Source organism: Aeromonas sp. HMWF014, assembly GCF_963878295.1.
In the GTDB taxonomy this organism is placed as follows: domain Bacteria; phylum Pseudomonadota; class Gammaproteobacteria; order Enterobacterales; family Aeromonadaceae; genus Aeromonas; species Aeromonas popoffii.
On sequence record NZ_CAWNYS010000284.1, the window covers coordinates 2,519 to 20,427 of the forward strand.

Genomic DNA, 17,909 nt, shown 5'->3' on the forward strand with positions numbered 1-17,909 from the left:
GTAACCGCCGTAGATGTCGGCGTGATCCAGGGTGGTCACTCCCAGGTCCAGGTGGTACTTCATCAGATCGAGCAGCGCTGCCGGGGAGAGTTGCCACTCCATCAGACGCCAGTAGCCCATGATGAGGCGGGAGAAGGTCGGGCCCTGCTCGTGCAGGGCAACGCGAGATACAGACATGAGTGACTCCTTGGGAAATTAATGCTGCCAGCATCTTGGTCTCTTCTGCCTGGCAAGGCAATAATGCGTTTTTTGTTCACTCGAACTTTGGTTCTGACAGGAGACATATGGAAGGATTTGCCGAGCGGTTGCGGAGTCTGATCGGGGTGGGCAGCATCAGCGCGTTTGCGCGTAAAGTCGGTTTGAGTGAAGCCCTGATCCGCAAATATCTGAAGGGGGCAGAGCCTGGCCTTGGCAAAGCAAACCAGATCGCCATGGGGGCCAACTGCTCGCTGGAGTGGCTTGCCACCGGTTGTGGTTATCTTTACCGACAGGCAGAAGTGGTGGATCGGGAGGCGCTGGCCGCCGCAGGTACCCTGCTGCAGGAGCTGCAGCCGGAGCAATCCCTGCCTGATGAGAGGCAACTGGTGACCCTGCTCGCCTACTACCAGTTCTTGCGCAGCCACAAGAGGGCCGACGGCTTCCTGGATCTGGCGTTGGCGCGCGAATTTGGCAAGCACCTCAATGAGGCATAAACCCGGATGGGCATAGCCAGCCAACTCTTGGCGGCAGCCGGTTATTATTCTGATAACCTCTAAACAGACGGCAGATCCGGGGAGAGGGCGATGGGCTATCTGATCTTGGGCAGTGGTGGATTGGGCACGGCGCTGGCCAGGGAGCTGTCGGCTCGTGGCGAGGAGTGGGTGCTGGCCGGCAGGCAATTGCCCAAGGGGCTGGATCCGGCCTGCTACTTCCCGTTGCAGGATGTGGAGCCACTCTCTTTCGATGCGCTGTTCACCCTCTATGACACAAGCCCCCTGCCGAGCGTGGTGATCAACACCATAGGCCTGTTGCACGACATCAACTTCATGCCGGAGCTGTGGGTGGAGGAGGTCAATCCCAAGTGGCTGTGCGACAGCCTGCTGGCCAATGCCTGGCCACATCTGGCCCTCGGCGCCTGCCTGAGCCGCCGCATGACCCCGGATGCCAGCTTGTGGCTCTGTTCTCTCTCCGATCTGGCCGGCAGCTTGACCGCCAATGAGGCGGGTAGCCGCTACAGCTACCGGATGAGCAAGGCGGCCCTCAACATGGGGGCCAGGACGCTGGCGCTCGAATGGCGGGATCGTTTTCCCGGAGCCGGGGTGATCACTGTGCACCCGGGCCCCATGGACACCCCCATGAACCAGCCCTTTCTCCATGCGCTGGCCCCCACTAGTCTGCAGGATCCTGCATTGATCGCCCCCCGTTTACTGGCTCTGATCGCCGGTTTATCGTTGGCGCAATCCGGCGCCTTTGTGGATCTGCAGGGGCAGCCGCTGCCCTGGTAAGCCGTCACCGGGCTCACATTCCAGCGACGCCCTGCTTGCCAAGCCCGCCCGGGCTGGCTAACGTCGTCCTCCTGCACCAGGAGGGATGTCATGCGCTATATCGATTTACGAAGTGATACGGTCACCCAGCCCACGGATGCCATGCGTCAGTGCATGCTCCATGCCGAGGTCGGGGACGATGTCTATGGGGAGGATCCGGGCGTCAACGCGTTGGAAGCCTATGGCGCCGACCTGCTGGGAAAAGAGGCTGCGCTGTTCGTGCCATCCGGCACCATGTCCAACTTGCTGGCGGTGATGAGCCATTGCCAGCGTGGGGAAGGGGCTGTACTGGGCTCGGCAGCTCACATCTATCGCTACGAGGCGCAGGGTTCTGCTGTGCTGGGGTCTGTGGCCCTGCAACCCGTGCCCATGCAGGCTGATGGCTCGCTGGCGCTGGCGGATGTACGGGCGGCCATCGCCCCTGACGATGTCCATTTTACCCAGACTCGCCTCGTCTGCCTCGAAAACACCCATAACGGTAAGGTGCTGCCCTTGCCTTATCTGCGCGAGATGCGCGAACTGGTCGATGAGCATGGTTTGCAGTTGCATCTGGACGGTGCTCGTCTGTTCAATGCCGTGGTGGCGAGTGGCCATACGGTGCGCGAGCTGGTCGCGCTGTTTGACAGCGTCTCCATCTGCCTCTCCAAGGGGCTGGGAGCGCCGGTGGGATCGCTGCTGGTGGGTTCTCATGCCTTTATTGCCCGTGCCAGAAGGCTGCGCAAGATGGTGGGTGGCGGTATGCGTCAGGCGGGGATCCTGGCTCAGGCTGGCCTGTTTGCGTTGCAGCAGCATGTGGTACGCCTCGCGGACGATCATCGCCGTGCCAGACGGTTGGCCGAGGGGCTGGCTGCGCTGCCTGGCATCAGGCTGGATCTGGCGCAGGTTCAGACCAACATGGTGTTCCTGCAACTGACGAGTGGCGAGAGTGCACCCTTGCTGGCCTTCATGAAGGCGCGGGGGATCCTCTTCTCCGGTTATGGTGAGCTGCGGTTGGTGACCCATCTGCAGATCCACGATGATGACATTGAAGAGGTGATTGACGCCTTTACCGAGTATCTCGGGGCGTGACAATCTCATGGAATGAACCAGGGCGCCGCGGCGCCCTGTGTTGTTTGCGGCTGGCTCAGGCTTGCCGCTGGCCACTTATCAGCATGGCCTCGTCGGTGGCATCGTAGATCATCACGGCGATATGGGTCACCTGGCCACCAAAGTCGGCCAAGGGCACCAGGGTCAGATTCTGGAACATATGGGGGGCCGAGCCCGTGATGGGGCGGTAGTTGGAGAAACGCAGCAGATAGGGTTTCTGCTCCCAGGTGCTGAAGGCGCGATTGTTGAGCTTGAACACCATGTTGGCCTTGCGCTCGAACCAGGCCCTGTCCACATCGGGGAAGAGATCGAACAGCACGCCATCGCGTACCTCACCGGCTAACCTGCCGCTGTGGCTTTCCATGAAGCCGTTCCACACCTGTACCCGGTACGCCTTGTCAAGCACCACCAGCCCCACGTCCAGATTCTGGACTATGTTCATCAGCCAATGAAATTCACGAATTTCCATGGTCACTCCCTAGAGCATGTGCATGATTTTATTGTTCATGGTGGCGATGGAATCTTCGGTAAACAGCAGCAGCAAGTCACACTGCACCGCGTAATCCTGGACCCGATAGTTGATCTCGATGGCCAGGGTGCGGCGCCAGCGGCTCTTGTTGGTGTTAATGAGATCCTTGATGGGCCTGTGCTGGCCGAGCACCACCGGATGACCTTGGCTGAAAGGGGTATCGAGCTGGCTGGCGTAACCGCGCAGGAAGGCACCGATCAGCACGTTGGCTGTGTCCATCAAGAGTTCCAGCTCGGCATTGCGATCCAGCGCCCCCTGGTGGTTCATCAGCCGGGCCAGATCCGTGAAGCTGGAGTCGTGGAACAGGATCAGCGCTTCGCCGGCGATCCCTGCCCCGATGAAGCCCTGACAGACGGCGGAGAGGGTATCCGAGTCGGCGGCGGCCGAGAGAGCCATGTGCAGCTCAGAGACCTCCAGCACGTTGACGTTGGGAATGGGCAGCACCACAAAGGCGTTGAGCAGGCGGGCAAGCAAGTCGGCGGCCTGGCCCATCGAGATGTTGGCGAGCTCCTGGTAAACGTCGCGGATCTCGGGGGTGAGCTTGACGCCAATATCAGCATCAGGCCCACCTGCCGTCAGGCCTTCAAGCAAGGCAGGCGCAGCGGCAACACTATTGGGTTGCCACAAACCGTGTTGTCTGAGCAGGGCACTCAGGGTTTCGGGGGCGGCCGGTTTCTTGATGAAATCGAGGGCGCCAAGACTCATGACCCTTTGATGCGCCTCGGGCTGGATGTCGCCAGAGACGACGAACACCTTGTTGCGCAGCCCTTCCTGTTGCAGGGTCTCCAGCACCCCGTAGCCGTCCATCTCCGGCATGGTCAGATCCAGAAAAATCAGATCGCCATGCCCCATCAGCACCTGTTCCACCCCTTCGAGCCCGTTTGCAGCGTAATGCAGCGTCACATCCCAGTCGGCAGGAAGGGCGCGGGCCAGCTGTTTACGAGCGAATCCTGAGTCATCACATATCAATACATTCATAGTGTTAGGCTGGCCTGGTCAACGAGAATTGTTAATAGTGTGGCCCGCTGACGGTCAGATGCAACGGGACAGACCGGTTGCCGGTGAAAATTGGTTGTCCCATTGGTGGTTCCGGTAGCGCGCTGAGTATTTTTCAACGAATTCAGCGAACATCTTAACACGTAGTGGGGCGAACTGAGGCTGACAGCGCAACATATAGAAGGGGCGATTGCCGGTTTGCCAGTCAGGCAGCACGGCAACCAGTTGCTCATCCTGCAGGAAGGGGTGGACGTAGTGGTGAGGTGCGTTGACTATTCCCAGGTGCCGTCTGGCGGCCCTGACTGCCGCCTGGGTCTGGTTGACGGTGAGCTTGGCGGTGCGCTTGATCTGCACCGTCTGCTCGTCCCGGCCGGTCAGTTGCCAGTGCTGATGGGGCCAGCAGTAGATCAGGGAGTGCTCCCCCAGCTGTGCCGGGTGAGTCGGTGTGCCCATCTTCTCCAGATAGAGCCTGGAGGCGAACAGGCCGTATTCGATGTGACCGAGACACTGGGCATTGGTCATGGATTGCGGCAGTTCACCGTTGAAAAACACCAGATCCCGATCGTTGTCGAGCAGGTGCTGATGATCATTGGTCTGGGTGATGTCGAACCGCACCGCTGGGTAGTGCAGGCCAAAATCCGCCAGCATGTCGACCAGTATGGTGTTGGAGAGTGCGATGGGCGCGGCGAGGCGGATCACCCCGTTAATGTCGGCTTCCCGGCCCTGAATTTCACCGGTAGCCTGCTCAATCTCGGCCAGCGGGGTACACAGACGCTCGTAATATCTGAGCCCGTCGTCGGTGAGGCGGAGTTTGCGGGTGGATCTGTGTAGCAAGGAGCAGCCGAGCTGCTCTTCCAGCTGAGAAATACGTCGACTGATGGTGCCAGTAGGCATGCCCAGTGCGGCAGCCGCATGGGAAAAACCTCCCTCTTGCACCACCTTGACGAACAGATAAAACTCTTCGATGTACTTCATAAGCGGTGTTCTGGGTGTAACAAGTGAGTGACCTTAAAAAGAGCCGCCCGCCTTGGCAAGTGCAATCCGGCGTTTAATTGATCTGGATTAGATTCGACTCCCGCTGGTATTGGTGCAACAGGCGGACAAATTCGGCAGGGTCCCGATCCAGGCTGTTGTCCGGCACCAGCAGATCGTAACCGAGCAGGTCACGCAAGCGGGTCATGCGATTGGCCAGCATGGCGATGACCCCCTCGTAGCGCTGACCAGAGGGGGAGCGAAAGTGGCTCTCCTCCAGCAGACCTTCTCCCTGAAAGGCATCACCGCAGCTGCCGCTGGCACAATCTTGCCGCTCGCTGCGCAGGGCTTGCAGCAGCACGGCCCTCTGTTCTGTCAGCAGGCGCACTGCCAATCTGGGTGTGATCAATGTCAAAAAATCGTCGTAATCTTTTATCTTCAAACCTATGTAGGGCAGGGCAACCAGGTCCCAGCCCAGATGAATGAGTGGTCGGTCAATACGTTGAATATTTCTCCATTTCAGGATCCAACCACCGTATTTATGGTGATATTGCAAACAATCGTGACAGAGCGAGAGGCTGAAATGGGGTTCAACCAGTTTCAATGAGCCGATAAATATCATCAGCAGACCCGCCAACAGGCCGGAGATGAAGGGGATTAGTGGTTGTTCACGGAATAAAAAAAGTATAAAAATCATAGTAATGGTTACTATGATGCCCAACAATATCAAGGTGAGTCCGTTTTTCCTGACCATGGGTTTCACATGTAGCGTTTTCATATGAAGTCAGCCCTTGTGCGCATGCTTATTTCCAGATTATGGGCTGGATCCGATTTTGTACCAGCGCCGGGCGTCCCGAGAGGGCGTCTTGTTGCAGGGTTTCCCTGTGATCACACATCATGAATCACCATATTAGATGAATACGCTAGACGAACGGTTATTGAACGGGATGGATGTGCTGCATACCCCGATCTGGGTTTATGACATCCAACATCATCATATCTACTGGGCTAATCGCACCGCATTGGGGGTGTGGGAAGCCAGCTCGCTTGCCGAACTGCAATCACGTGACTTCTCGGCCGACATGGCCGATGCCATCGACTTGTTGCTACAGCGCTATCTCGGTGATTTTCAGCAGGGACGCAGCTACAGCGAGTGGTGGACGCTCTCGCCCAAGGGGATCAAGAAGCAGATCTACCTGCGGTTGTCCGGCGTTCAGCTGGCCGGTCGCTTGATGATGATGACGGAGGCGGTGATCGACGCCGATACCCTCTATCAGGAGTCCTCCCTCGCTACCGGCGATACCCTGGCCTGTCTGTTTGACAATCAGGGTCGGTTGGAGAGTGGCAACCACCATTTCGACATGTGTTTCGGTGACCAGGTCAACCAGCTTTCCCAGGTGTTTTCCGGCAACGACCAAGCCTTCTATCAGAAGCTCTCCCGACTCGATGAAGTCGTGGCGGAGGGGGAGTGCCGGACGCTCAAGGGGATGCGCTGGTTCCAGTACCAGTTCCGTCATATCCAGCAGGGGGCGCAGATCCTGCTCACCATGCGCGACATAACGGACCGCAAGCTCGAGGAGCTGGAACACCGCCATCTGGCCTGGCACGACTCGCTGACCGGGCTGCTCAACCGTTACGGCCTGATGAAATCCCTCGAGGCATATTGCGGCCTGGGTGGGCGCTTCGCGCTGGTGTTCATGGATCTCGACAACTTCAAGCTGGTCAACGACAACTATGGCCACAAGGCCGGGGATCGTCTGCTGGAGCGGGTGGCCGGTCGGCTCAAGCAGGTTTGCCCGCGAGATGTGGAACTGGCACGCCTCGGTGGGGACGAGTTCACTGCCCTGGTGCCGCTGACTCACGCCAGCAATCGGGCGCAGGAAGTGGCCGATCTCATGCTCTCCCAGATGACCAAGCCGCTGCAGCTGAGCGGGGTGCCCGAGGTGACCATTGGCGGCAGCATAGGCATCGCCATCTACCCGGACGATGCGGATGACGGCGACAATCTGATCACCCGCGCCGACATGGCCATGTATCAGGCCAAGCAGATGGGGCGCCTGCGCTGGCAGCGTTTCACCCCCAGCATGCAGCAGAATCTGCACCGCAAGCTGACCCTGAAGCAATTTCTGGCCAAGGCAATAGGTCGGCAGGAGCTGAGCCTCTGCTACCAACCCCAAGTGGATGTGGCAAAAGGCAAACTGCTCGGTTACGAGGCCCTGCTGCGCTGGCACAACCCTGTGCTCGGCCATGTCTCGCCGGTGGAGTTCATCCCGCTGGCCGAGGAAATGGGGCTGATCCGGGAGATCGGCGGCTGGGTGCTCTCGACGGCACTGGCCCAGATGGCGCATTGGCAGCAGCAGTGGCAGGTGCCGGTGCCGGTCTCGGTCAATCTGTCCGGGTTCCAACTCTCCTCCGCCTTGCCGGAGCTGGTGGCTCAGCAGCTCAAGGCGTATGGCGTGGATGCAGGCCTGCTGACTTTGGAGTTGACCGAGACTGTCCTTATGCTGGATATGAAAGGTTGCATCGAGATCCTCGATGCCCTGAGCGAGCAAGGCATCAAGATCGCCATCGACGATTTTGGTACCGGCTATTCGTCGCTGGCCTACCTGAACCGACTGCCGATCGACACCATCAAGCTAGATCGTTCGTTCGTGGTGGGGCTGAACCTGCCAGTGATCCGTGCCACTGTCGCCATGGCGACCAGCCTGGGGCTTGGCATCATGGCCGAAGGGGTGGAGGATGAGCACGAGCTCGCCGCGCTGCGTTCCCAGGGCTGTCACGTGTTTCAGGGCTTTTTGTTCAGCAAGCCGATGACGGTGGCGCAGGTGGAGGCCAGCGCCTTTCTGGTTAGCTGCAAGGCGGGTGTCTATCCGCTGGCGGGATAGGGTCAAGGAACGTGCATCTGTCATCGTTAGCTGCGAGGGGCCTTGGGCCCCTCCGTTTTTTTGGGTAGAGTGTGGACTTCTTCCTGGAGACATCATGAACCCGACCATAGACCTTATTCTCGCCCATCGCTCCATCCGTCAATTTACCCAAGAACCCATCACGGCGACCCAGCTCGACCAGATCCTGAGTGCAGCCCAGTCTGCTTCCAGCTCCAGTTTCCTGCAGGCTAACAGCATCATACGGGTGACCGACATGGCCCTGCGCACCCGGCTCGCGGAGCTGGCGGGGCATCAGGCTTATGTGGCCGAGGCGGCCGAGTTTCTGATGTTTTGCGCCGATTATCATCGTCACGGTCAAATCGTGCCGGACGCCCAGACAGGTTATATCGAGCAGCTGCTGATCGGCGCCATCGATGGTGCCCTGATGGCCCAAAATGCCCTGCTGGCAGCCCAGTCGCTGGGATTGGGTGGCGTCTACATTGGCGGCATTCGCAATAATCCGGCCGCTGTGAGCGAGGCGCTGGGGCTACCAGACCTGGTTATCCCCTTGTTTGGGCTCTGTCTGGGCCATCCGGCGCAGGTTCCCGAACAGAAACCCCGTTTGCCCCGGGCGCTGGTTGTGCACGAGAATCACTATCAGACCGAGTTGGATCGCCCCTTGTTGGCGCGATACGATCAGCAGATAGAGGCCTACTATCAGGCCCGCAGCAGCAATAACAAGCAGCAGACCTGGAGCAGCCAGATCCGGGGCATCCTTGGCAAGGAGGCACGCCCCTTCATGCAGGCATTCTTGCAATCGAAAGGGTTCAACCTCAAGTAATGGGCCCGATGGACGATACTATGAAGTAATGGCAGTGTTGCCATCACTGCGTGATCCTGATCTCCGCTGCTGATTTGTGGGCCCAGAGCACAATAAATCGTGGGTAAGCTCGACGGTGCGGACTACCTTAAGTGGGTCAGCTGTTGTAGGATCGCGCAATTGGATTGGGACAGGAGTTTGAACATCCTATGATTTTAACCTTGGTATTGCTGTCTATTGGCGCACTCCTGTTTCTGGTTATCGCCTATAACGTGATGCAGCAATATAAGCAGAAGGCAGAGGCAGACAGGCGCCATGCCATCGCTCGTCATAAGGCAGTGGCGGATGAAACCGAAGAGGTGCTGTTGAATGTCAACTTGGTGCCCTTCTCTAAGAACATAGTGTTGTTGCTGCAACACCGTATTCTGGATGCGTACCGGGCGATCGCTCTGGTGATGCCCAACGGCCAGATCAAACAGCGCATCGCCGACGTACAGACCCAGATCAAAAATGTGCAGGAGAACTACAGCAACCAGGATGAGGGGCACTTCAAGACACCCGAATCCGACCGCCAGGCCATTCAGATGCTGCAACTGGTCAAGAAAATGCGTGCGGTGCTGCGGGTCGAGCACAACAAGGGCAAGATAGATCCCCACGGTTTTGCCCAAGAGGATCGTCGCCTCGAGCTGATGCAGCTCAAGATCAACATCTCCAATCTGGTCAAACGGGCCATGGATGCCCAGATCCAGGGGCAATATGGCACTTGTCGTCAGCTCTATACCAAGGGGCTCTCTGCTTTGGCCGGGGTATCTGACAAGGACCCTTATCTGATGGCCCGTGAAGAAGACATGCGCCAGGGGCTGGCCGGGCTGGATGCCCATCTGCAGCAGCACAGCGAGAAAGAGCTGCAGAGTATTAAGAATAAAGAGGCGGATGAGCTGGATGTCCTGTTCCAACCCAAGAAGAAATGGTGATCATGTCCCACCCACTCGATACCACACTGGGGCCCATGGCCCCATTTGTTTGCCAGCTGCTGGCTGAACTGGATCAACGAGCTGTCCATGTCGATGCCATCGACGTTGACCACCTCTGTTACCGCGCGGCCACGCTGGTCGAATATCAGACGCAGAAGCAGACCCTGGTGGCGTACGGTACCCTGCTGGTGGAAGGCATGATAGGGGGACGTCCTATTGCCACCTACCAGCTGTTTCATCCCGTGCAATGCGGCGACGTCAGCGTGCCCTGCATCGAACTGGCGGCGCCCAAACCGGGCCGCAGCCATCAGGCTGGGCTGGAGCACATAGAGCTGGTGGTGCCGTCACTGCCAGCGCTGGTCGCCGCACATCCCGATGTGCCGTTCAAGACTGGCAACATGGATGATCTTCGCAACCCGGACGTGGGCTTGATGTTGGCGTCGGGCCAGATCAAATTTCACCTGCGCGCCTTGGCCGAGGTGATCGAAGAAGAGCTGCGCACTGGCGCCGTGGTGCCTGTGCCTACCGATTATTACGATAACATCGGATTGCTGTGAGAGCGGGCACGGGTGCTTGTTGATGATACGCAGTGTAAGCGTGGGGGCCCCGACCGATGACTACGACTGCATATGGCAGGAGAGGGGGCGGGTGGTACGTCCCTTCACGTGACCGAGCCAGAGGCTCAGGCCCGCAGTGACCACCAGCACCAGCTCGATGCCGAGCACCAATCCCCCCAAGCCACCCCGCTCCCAGAAGGGGTGCAGGTAGAGGCCTCCCAGGCTGGCTCCCAGATAATACCCCACCAGATAGAGTGACGAGGCGAGCGCCCGGTTATGTTCCACGTGCTGGCCAACCCAGGCACTGGCACAGGCGTGGGCGAGAAAGAACCCGAAGCTCGAGATGAGCAGCCCCGTCAATATGGCCGCCAGCGAGCCGTGCAACAGCAGTGCACTGCCCAGCGCCATCAGCGAGATCCCCGCCAGCAGCAGGCGCTGTGCCCCCCAGCGGTGTGCGCAGCGACCACTCAGGGAGGAGGCGACCGTGCCCGACAGATAGGTCAGGAACAGCATGCCGAGCCACTGGGTGGGCAGGGAGAAAGGATCCTTGGCCAGCAGGAAGGTGAGGTAGCTGTACTGGTTCAAAAACACCATGAAGTTGAGCCCGCCGATGAGATAGGCTCCGACCAGCAGCGGGTTGCCCAGGTGGCTGCTGATGGCCTGCCGGAATTGGCCCGGATTGGCGATGACGGGCACGAAACGGGTCTGGGCGGGCAATAACCAGATGACGAGGGGCAGCAGGGTCAGGCTTATCAGGCCGATGCCGAGAAAAGTGTGTTGCCAGTCGCCAAACCAGCCAGCCAGCAGACCACCGACGACCCGGCCTGCGATCCCGCCGAGCGAGTTGGCGGCGATATAGACCCCGACGGCGGAGAGGAGGGCGCGTTTGCTGAACTCCTCTCCCATATAGGCGATGGCGGTGGCTGGCAGTCCGGCCAGCAATATCCCTTGCAGTATCCTCAGCAGCAACAGCTGTTCAAACTGGTGCACCAAGCTGATGAGCAGGGAGAGCAGGATGGCACCGGCCAGGCTCCACAGCATGATCCTGCGCCGGCCGAACCTGTCCGCGAGGCGTGCGCAGAGCAGCAGCGAGGCGGCCAGACCTGCAGTGCAGCCAGCCAGTGTCCAGCCTGCGGCCAGCGAGCTGACGGAGAAGACATCTGCCAGCAGTGGCAGCAGTGGATGGGTTTGGTAGAGGTTGAGAAACACTAGGAAGGAACCCAGGCTCAGGGCCAGGGTGGCGCGTCTCCATTCACGGCTGCCTACTTCGATCATATGCGGTTGTCCTGACGGCTTTTGTGCAGAGTAGTGCGCCGCAGAGCATAAATATAATATATTTAAGTTATCCAACTAATAAGATTAATTGATATGGATTTGAAACAGCTCACCTATTTGCTGGCGGTACGGGATGCTGGCTCCTTCACCAGGGCTGCCAATGGTCTGCATGTGGCCCAGCCCGCCATCAGCATGGCCATCGCCAAGCTGGAGCAGCAACTCGAGTTGCGGTTGTTTGACCGGCAGGATCGTACAGTGCGGCTCACCCCGGAGGGGGAGGTGCTCTGCCGTCATGCCGAGCGACTGTTGTTGCAGATGCACCAGGCAGAAGCCGAGATGGCCGAATTGAAAGGGCTTGAGCGTGGCGAGGTGCGCATCGGCATTCCCTACATGATGGGCTCTTACTACTTTCCTCCGATCCTGATGGCCTTCAAGCATCGCTATCCCGGCCTCAAGATCCGGGTGGAGGAGGCGGGCTCGCGTGAGCTGCTGAGCCGCATGGTGGATGGCACCCTGGATCTCGCCATCCTGATCACCAGCGATCTGCCACCTGCGCTGGAAGGGGCCCAACTGCTGCGTGAAGAGATGTTGATGGTAGTGGGGGAGGATCACCCGTTGCGGCAAGTCCCGGCCGTCTCCCTGACCCAGTTTTTCGGCCAGGAGCTGGCCATGTTCCGGCGTGGTTTCTACCACCGCGAGCACATGGAGGCATTGGCGCAGGGGCTGGGCTGTGAGCCCAATATTGCCTTCGAGAGCAACCTCATTCCGCTGCTCAAGGCGGTGGTGAAACAGGGCTTTGCGGTGACCACCTTCCTGCGGATGGTGCTGGACGAGGAGACAGCCCTGACCGGAGTGCCGTTTGCTCCGCCTATTTTCCTCGATCTCTGCGTGGCATGGCGCCGGGGGGATCCGCTCTCCATGGCGAACCGCGCCTTGCGGGATTTTTTGCTGGCGCAGGCCCAGCCATAAATAGCCAAGAAGAAAAGGCTATCAGGCAAAAGTTTGTTAGTATTAGTTCAAGTCGCCTTTAGAGCTTAACATCATGAAACTCCAACAGTTGCGTTATATCGTTGAGGTTGCCAACCACAGATTGAACGTGTCGGCAACGGCAGAGAGCCTCTATACCTCTCAGCCAGGGATCAGCAAGCAGGTACGCATGCTGGAAGATGAGCTGGGGATCCAGATTTTCGAGCGCAGTGGCAAGCATCTGACCCAAATCACACCGGCAGGACGAGATGTGATCAAGATAGCCAACGAGATCCTGGGCAAGGTGGAAAGCATCAAGGCGGTGGCGAGCCAGCATACTCATCCCGAGCAGGGCACGCTTCATATCGCGACCACCCATACTCAGGCCCGTTATGCGCTGCCTGATGTGATCAAGGGGTTCATCAAGCGCTTTCCCAAGGTCTCCCTGCACATGCATCAGGGTACTCCGACCCAGATCAGCGAAGCCGTGGTCAAGGGGCTGGCCGATTTTGCTATCGCCACCGAAGCGCTGCACTTGTATGAAGATCTCATCATGCTGCCTTGCTACCACTGGAATCGCAGCGTGATCGTGCCCAAGGGCCACCCTTTGACCCAGGTTGGCAAGCTCTCCATTTCAGATATTGCCCGTTTCCCGCTAGTGACCTATGTGTTTGGCTTCACCGGGCGCTCCGAGCTGGATAACGCCTTCAACCGGGCCGGGTTCGAACCCAATATCGTCTTCACCGCCACCGATGCAGACGTGATCAAGACCTATGTCCGGCTGGGGATTGGCATAGGCGTGATGGCGACCATGGCGCTGGATCCTGCGGTCGATACCGATCTGGTGGCGCTCGATGCCAGCCACCTGTTCGCCCACAGCACCACCAAGATAGGGTTTCGCAAGGGATCCTTCCTGCGTACCTACATGTATGACTTCATGACCCGTTTCGCCCCGCATCTGACCCGGGATGTGGTGGAGCGCGCTATCGCACTGCGCTCCAGTGACGATGTGGATGCCATGTTCGCCGATATCGAGTTGCCTATCCGCTAGCACGGCCACAGTGTCTGCCAACAAAAACGCCTCCCGATGGGAGGCGTTTTTTATGCGGGCGTGTGGTGCACCGGGATCACTTCTTGAACAGGTGATCCAGCTTGCTCGCTTTGGTTGAGAGATAAAACTCGTTGTGGGGATTGCGCCCTTCCTGCAGGGGAACCCGCTCCGCCACCGGAATGCCAAAGCTCTCCATCGCTTTCATCTTGCGTGGGTTGTTGGTCATCAGGCGTAAACTGGTGACGTGCAACGCCTTGAGCATGTCCGCGCAGATGGTGTAGTCGCGCATGTCGGCGGCAAAGCCCAGTGCCACATTGGCCTCAACGGTATCGGCGCCCTGATCTTGCAGGTGGTAGGCCCGGATCTTGTTGAGCAGGCCTATGCCACGTCCTTCCTGGCGTACATACAGTAAGACGCCCCGACCGGCCTTGGCGATGTTTTCCATGGCGGCCTGCAATTGGAAACCACAGTCGCAGCGCAGGCTGAACAGGGCGTCTCCGGTGAGGCACTCAGAGTGAATGCGGCCCAGCACAGGCGCATCACCCGTGACATCGCCCATCACCAGCGCAGCATGATCCTTGCCGGTACCGGTTTCCTGAAAGCCTACCAGCGTGAAGGTGCCCCAAGGGGTCGGCAACTTGGATTTGGCCACGAGGGTAACGCTGCTCATAGGTTGCTCCTTACTACAGCTGCTTAAAAAGGGCGGCCAGTTTAGCGCGCCTTGTCCATAACAACCATAAGAACAAAACCTTGAACTGTTTAATGACTTGAGTCGCTGTACGCAAACCACGCGATCGCGACGGCTTCTGTGCAAATGTGCGTCCTGACGACTGCCAGGCTCGGCACATTTGGGTATAATCGGCGCCCATTACCCCATCCCTTCCGGGATGTGTGCAACAAGAGTGCAGGAGAGAAATTATGCCTCAGATGGCCCCCGTGATGACAATCGATGGCCCGAGCGGTGCCGGTAAAGGCACGTTGTGCCAGCTGCTGGCTGAGAAACTGGGTTGGCACTTGCTTGATTCCGGCGCCATCTACCGGGTGTTGGCCCTGGCTGCCTTGCACCACGATGTAGAACTCGATTCTGAAGCCTCACTGGTCCCACTGGCTGCCAATCTGGATGTGCAATTCCAGGTGGACAGCGAGCAGGTCAAGGTGGTGCTGGAAGGGGAGGATGTGTCCCGCACCATCCGTACCGAAGAGGTGGGCAATGCCGCGAGCAAAATCGCCGCCTTCCCGCGGGTACGCGAAGCCCTGCTGCGCCGTCAGCGTGCATTTCGTCAGGCACCGGGTCTGATCGCCGACGGGCGTGACATGGGAACCGTGGTTTTCCCCGAAGCCGAAGTGAAGATTTTCCTCGACGCCAGCGCGGAAGAACGCGCCCAGCGCCGCTATAAGCAGTTGCAAGATAAGGGCTTTGATGTTAACTTCGAGCGTCTTTTAACCGAGATTCGGGAACGTGACGATCGCGACAGAAATCGCGCCGTAGCGCCCCTTAAAGCGGCAGAAGATGCTCTCGTGGTGGATTCTACCGCCATGACCATAGATGACGTGCTGGCAACAGTACTCGCCTATGCAGAGCAACAACTTGGTGATGCCAGCGCAAGCTGACATCCGGTCGTCTGCACCAAGGATGGCGCAGATTATTTAAAACAGCCCCGCTTGTGCCGGATTGCAAGTGGATGTTTCATTTGTGACATAAACAATGATCGAATCTTTTGCTCAACTCTTTGAAGAGTCCCTGAACTCCGTTGAAACCCGTCAAGGTTCCATCGTCAAGGGTACTGTCGTTGCTATCGAGAATGGTTTCGTACTGGTTGACGCCGGTCTGAAATCTGAGTCCGCCATCCCGGCTGAAGAATTCAAGAACGCCCTGGGCGAGCTGGAAATCAGTGTGGGTGACACTGTTGACGTAGCTCTGGACTCTATCGAAGATGGTTTCGGCGAAACCAAGCTGTCCCGTGAAAAAGCCAAGCGCCACGAAGCCTGGCTGCAGCTTGAAAAAGCTTACGAAGAGCAAGCTACCGTTATCGGTATCATCAACGGCAAGGTCAAGGGTGGTTTCACCGTTGAACTGAATGGCATCCGTGCCTTCCTGCCGGGTTCTCTGGTTGACGTGCGTCCGATCCGTGACACCGCTCACCTGGAAAACAAAGAACTCGAGTTCAAAGTCATCAAGCTGGACCAGAAGCGCAACAACGTTGTTGTTTCCCGTCGTGCCGTGATCGAGACCGAGAACACCTCCGAGCGCGAGAGCCTGCTGGCTAACCTGCAAGAAGGTCAAGAAGTTAAGGGTATCGTCAAGAACCTGACTGACTACGGTGCATTCGTAGATCTGGGCGGTGTTGACGGCCTGCTGCACATCACCGACATGGCGTGGAAGCGTGTTAAGCATCCTTCCGAAATCGTCAACGTTGGCGACGAGATCGCAGTCAAGGTTCTGAAGTTCGACCGCGAGCGTACCCGTGTATCCCTGGGTCTGAAGCAGCTGGGTGAAGATCCCTGGGTTGCTATCGCCAAGCGTTACCCGGAGACCACCCGTCTGTCTGGCCGCGTGACCAACCTGACCGACTACGGCTGCTTCGTTGAAATCGAAGAAGGCGTTGAAGGCCTGGTACACGTATCCGAGATGGATTGGACCAACAAGAACATCCACCCGTCCAAAGTTGTTAACGTTGGCGACGTGGTTGACGTGATGGTTCTGGATATCGACGAAGAGCGTCGTCGTATCTCCTTGGGTCTGAAGCAGTGCAAATCCAACCCGTGGCAGCTGTTTGCCGAAACTCACGCCAAGGGCGACCGTGTTTCCGGCAAGATCAAGTCTATCACTGACTTTGGTATCTTCATCGGTCTGGACGGCGGTATCGACGGCCTGGTTCACCTGTCTGACATCTCCTGGAACAACCAGGGCGAAGAAGCAGTTCGTGAATTCAAGAAAGGCGACGAAATCGAAGCCGTTGTTCTGCAAGTGGACCCGGAGCGTGAGCGCATCTCCCTGGGTGTCAAGCAGATCGAAGAAGACCCGTTCAATAAGTACCTGTCTGATAACAAGAAAGGTGCTATTGTTAAGGGTAAGGTTACCGAGGTTGATGCCAAGGGTGCTGTGATCGAACTGGCTGACGGCGTAGAAGGCTACCTGCGTGCCTCCGATGCTGCTCGTGACCGTGTTGAAGACGCGACTCTGGTACTGTCTGTTGGTGATGAAGTTGAAGCCAAGTTCATGGGCGTTGATCGTAAGAACCGCACCGTAAGCCTGTCTGTCCGTGCCAAGGACGAGGCTGACGAGCGTGTTGCTATCGATAGTCTGAACCAACAAGAAGAAGTTGTGTTTAGCAATGCTATGGCTGAAGCGTTCAAAGCTGCCAAGGGTGAATAATCCTTGATGCAAGAAAAGGGCGGCTTCACGCCGCCCTTTTTTATATTGGCGTAATGAATATTGCATGTGATCGGGGAAGGAGATTTAACGTTATGACCAAATCAGATCTCATCGAACAATTGGCTGCGAGCCGCATGCATATGCCGGCCAAAGATGTCGAAGCTGCCATCAAGGAGATCCTTGAGCAGATGGCATCGACTTTGCAAAACGGCGATCGGATTGAAATCCGTGGATTTGGCAGTTTTTCACTGCACTATCGTGCCCCCCGAGTGGGTCGTAATCCCAAGACCGGGGACAAGGTTGAGCTGACCGGGAAATATGTCCCTCACTTCAAGCCTGGCAAAGAGTTACGCGAGCGCGTGAACATTATTGAATAATGCAGAAAACGGCATACTTGGGTATGCCTTTTTTGTTTTTATAGCCGCTATTGTGCCAATCGTCCGATTTCTCCAAGTCTTTTCCCATTCGCGCTAGAGTCTGCCCGTGATTTTAAGGATAATCAGCCTTTCATTAGATACTGACAGGGAGCTCCTATGAAGCGTATCTTGGCCCTCATTCCGCTGGTGCTGGTGTTTATTCTGACCTTGGCCATCGGGTCGCAAAATGGTCAGCTGGTGCAGTTCAATTATCTGATTGCCCAGGGGGAGTTCTCGCTCTCCATGTTGCTGGGTTTCTTCTTTGGTGGTGGTTTTCTGCTGGGCTGGCTGGTGTTCGGTCTGTTGTTTTTGCGCCTAAAAATGCAAAACCGTACCCTCAACCGCACCATGCGTCGTCAATCCCGCGAGTTGGAGCTGGCTCGGTCGGCAGTCAAGGAATAATGTCCCTCGATGCTTGAACTGCTTTTCCTGCTGTTGCCGATTGCCGCTGGCTATGGCTGGTACATGGGGCGCAGGAGTGTTCGCCAGGACACCCAGAAACAG

At 57.8% G+C, this 17,909-nt stretch carries 19 protein-coding genes and 1 pseudogene; 13 read left to right on the top strand and 7 right to left on the bottom strand.

The annotated features are described in order from the left end of the window. Positions 1 to 177 (bottom strand): annotated as a pseudogene (locus AAC083_RS23065) (aldo/keto reductase); the annotation flags it as partial. Between the two features lie 107 nt (positions 178 to 284). On the opposite strand from AAC083_RS23065, the gene AAC083_RS11660 reads away from it, so the two are divergent. From AAC083_RS11660 to ltaE, 3 genes are all read left to right on the top strand, one after another. Next, positions 285 to 692 carry a transcriptional regulator gene (locus AAC083_RS11660; protein ID WP_042034359.1) on the top strand — a complete coding sequence of 136 codons (408 nt, stop codon included), beginning with the start codon at positions 285 to 287 and terminating at the stop codon, positions 690 to 692. A gap of 90 nt (positions 693 to 782) precedes the next feature. Further along, positions 783 to 1,484, top strand: coding sequence for a short-chain dehydrogenase (locus AAC083_RS11665; protein ID WP_108536678.1), 702 nt, complete (start codon positions 783 to 785; stop codon positions 1,482 to 1,484). Positions 1,485 to 1,574: 90 nt separating this feature from the next. Next, positions 1,575 to 2,591 carry a low-specificity L-threonine aldolase gene (gene ltaE, locus AAC083_RS11670; RefSeq protein ID WP_108536679.1) on the top strand — a complete coding sequence of 339 codons (1,017 nt, stop codon included), beginning with the start codon at positions 1,575 to 1,577 and terminating at the stop codon, positions 2,589 to 2,591. Between the two features lie 55 nt (positions 2,592 to 2,646). Here ltaE and AAC083_RS11675 read toward each other — a convergent pair whose 3' ends face one another. The 4 genes from AAC083_RS11675 to AAC083_RS11690 all read right to left on the bottom strand — a co-directional run bounded on the left by AAC083_RS11675 (position 2,647) and on the right by AAC083_RS11690 (position 5,884). Next, positions 2,647 to 3,078, bottom strand: a complete 432-nt coding sequence (locus tag AAC083_RS11675; RefSeq protein WP_042034356.1) for a PAS domain-containing protein — start codon at positions 3,076 to 3,078, stop codon at positions 2,647 to 2,649. Between the two features lie 9 nt (positions 3,079 to 3,087). After that, complete coding sequence (locus AAC083_RS11680) at positions 3,088 to 4,116, bottom strand: response regulator (RefSeq protein ID WP_108536681.1); 1,029 nt, start codon at positions 4,114 to 4,116, stop codon at positions 3,088 to 3,090. A 54-nt stretch (positions 4,117 to 4,170) separates the two neighbouring features. Continuing rightward, positions 4,171 to 5,109 carry a LysR family transcriptional regulator gene (locus AAC083_RS11685; RefSeq protein ID WP_108536682.1) on the bottom strand — a complete coding sequence of 313 codons (939 nt, stop codon included), beginning with the start codon at positions 5,107 to 5,109 and terminating at the stop codon, positions 4,171 to 4,173. Between the two features lie 73 nt (positions 5,110 to 5,182). Further along, a complete protein-coding gene (locus tag AAC083_RS11690; RefSeq protein ID WP_108536683.1) occupies positions 5,183 to 5,884 on the bottom strand; it encodes a DUF2982 domain-containing protein in 702 nt (233 codons plus the stop codon). A 169-nt stretch (positions 5,885 to 6,053) separates the two neighbouring features. Here AAC083_RS11690 and AAC083_RS11695 point away from each other — a divergent pair, with 169 nt between their 5' ends. The 4 genes from AAC083_RS11695 (at position 6,054) to AAC083_RS11710 (ending at position 10,321) form a co-directional block, all read left to right on the top strand. Continuing rightward, positions 6,054 to 7,991: a putative bifunctional diguanylate cyclase/phosphodiesterase gene (locus tag AAC083_RS11695; protein WP_181364729.1), complete on the top strand. Its 1,938-nt coding sequence runs from the start codon at positions 6,054 to 6,056 to the stop codon at positions 7,989 to 7,991. Positions 7,992 to 8,085: 94 nt separating this feature from the next. Beyond that, on the top strand, positions 8,086 to 8,811 hold the full coding sequence (gene nfsA / locus AAC083_RS11700) for an oxygen-insensitive NADPH nitroreductase (protein ID WP_108536684.1): 726 nt from the start codon (positions 8,086 to 8,088) through the stop codon (positions 8,809 to 8,811). 188 nt (positions 8,812 to 8,999) lie between these two features. Then, positions 9,000 to 9,764, top strand: a complete 765-nt coding sequence (locus AAC083_RS11705) for a hypothetical protein (RefSeq protein WP_042034349.1) — start codon at positions 9,000 to 9,002, stop codon at positions 9,762 to 9,764. After that, on the top strand, positions 9,758 to 10,321 hold the full coding sequence (locus AAC083_RS11710) for a VOC family protein (RefSeq protein WP_181364725.1): 564 nt from the start codon (positions 9,758 to 9,760) through the stop codon (positions 10,319 to 10,321). Before AAC083_RS11705 ends, AAC083_RS11710 begins: the two co-directional genes overlap by 7 nt. Positions 10,322 to 10,381: 60 nt before the next feature. Here the strand turns inward: AAC083_RS11710 and AAC083_RS11715 are convergent, their stop codons facing one another. Next, on the bottom strand, positions 10,382 to 11,596 hold the full coding sequence (locus tag AAC083_RS11715) for an MFS transporter (protein WP_108536685.1): 1,215 nt from the start codon (positions 11,594 to 11,596) through the stop codon (positions 10,382 to 10,384). Positions 11,597 to 11,689: 93 nt separating this feature from the next. Here AAC083_RS11715 and AAC083_RS11720 point away from each other — a divergent pair, with 93 nt between their 5' ends. Both AAC083_RS11720 and cysB read left to right on the top strand, forming a co-directional pair. Beyond that, a complete protein-coding gene (locus AAC083_RS11720) occupies positions 11,690 to 12,565 on the top strand; it encodes a LysR family transcriptional regulator (RefSeq protein WP_108536686.1) in 876 nt (291 codons plus the stop codon). Positions 12,566 to 12,638: 73 nt separating this feature from the next. Beyond that, positions 12,639 to 13,613 (top strand): HTH-type transcriptional regulator CysB, encoded by a 975-nt coding sequence (gene cysB, locus AAC083_RS11725; protein WP_042034344.1) that lies wholly within the window; start codon positions 12,639 to 12,641, stop codon positions 13,611 to 13,613. Between the two features lie 76 nt (positions 13,614 to 13,689). Here cysB and ribA read toward each other — a convergent pair whose 3' ends face one another. After that, the gene (gene ribA / locus AAC083_RS11730) at positions 13,690 to 14,283 is read right to left on the bottom strand and encodes a GTP cyclohydrolase II (protein ID WP_042034343.1); all 594 of its coding nucleotides are present in this window, start codon (positions 14,281 to 14,283) and stop codon (positions 13,690 to 13,692) included. Positions 14,284 to 14,531: 248 nt separating this feature from the next. On the opposite strand from ribA, the gene cmk reads away from it, so the two are divergent. The 4 genes from cmk to AAC083_RS11750 all read left to right on the top strand — a co-directional run bounded on the left by cmk (position 14,532) and on the right by AAC083_RS11750 (position 17,807). Next, the gene (gene cmk / locus AAC083_RS11735) at positions 14,532 to 15,224 is read left to right on the top strand and encodes a (d)CMP kinase (protein ID WP_108536687.1); all 693 of its coding nucleotides are present in this window, start codon (positions 14,532 to 14,534) and stop codon (positions 15,222 to 15,224) included. 94 nt (positions 15,225 to 15,318) lie between these two features. Further along, complete coding sequence (gene rpsA, locus AAC083_RS11740; RefSeq protein ID WP_042034339.1) at positions 15,319 to 16,989, top strand: 30S ribosomal protein S1; 1,671 nt, start codon at positions 15,319 to 15,321, stop codon at positions 16,987 to 16,989. A 92-nt stretch (positions 16,990 to 17,081) separates the two neighbouring features. Further along, on the top strand, positions 17,082 to 17,366 hold the full coding sequence (ihfB, locus tag AAC083_RS11745) for an integration host factor subunit beta (protein ID WP_005299934.1): 285 nt from the start codon (positions 17,082 to 17,084) through the stop codon (positions 17,364 to 17,366). Between the two features lie 156 nt (positions 17,367 to 17,522). Continuing rightward, positions 17,523 to 17,807 (top strand): LapA family protein, encoded by a 285-nt coding sequence (locus AAC083_RS11750; protein ID WP_042034338.1) that lies wholly within the window; start codon positions 17,523 to 17,525, stop codon positions 17,805 to 17,807. Positions 17,808 to 17,909: the final 102 nt, after the last annotated feature.